Annotated in this window: 1 rRNA gene; it reads right to left on the bottom strand. The window is 46.4% G+C overall.

Annotation, left to right across the window (positions count from 1 at the left end):
* Positions 1–145, bottom strand: a 16S ribosomal RNA gene (locus tag AB4Z50_RS36350); the annotation flags it as partial.
* Between the last annotated feature and the right edge of the window lie 174 nt (positions 146–319).

Raw genomic sequence — 319 nt, 5'->3', positions numbered from 1 at the left:
GTCTTACAGGCAGGTTACCCACGTGTTACTCACCCGTCCGCCGCTAAGTATCAGAGGTGCAAGCACCTCATCAACTCCGCTCGACTTGCATGTATTAGGCACGCCGCCAGCGTTCGTCCTGAGCCAGGATCAAACTCTCCAAATTGGTGTTTGAAATGCTCATTACTTTTTTATCGCTTTTCTCACGATTCGTTAGAATCGTAAGGGCAGTTATTACTCGTTGTTCAGTTTTCAAAGAGCAATCTATTCTTTCGTTTGTCATGCTTGTTTTGCTTGCTGTCCGCGTGTGTCTCTCGGCCAGAAATAGAATATACCCATG

It is taken from the genome of Paenibacillus sp. 2TAB26 (assembly GCF_052115145.1).
Classification (GTDB): Bacteria; Bacillota; Bacilli; order Paenibacillales; family Paenibacillaceae; genus Pristimantibacillus.
Note: the sequence above shows the minus strand (reverse complement) of the source record. Positions and strands in the feature narration are given on the sequence as shown.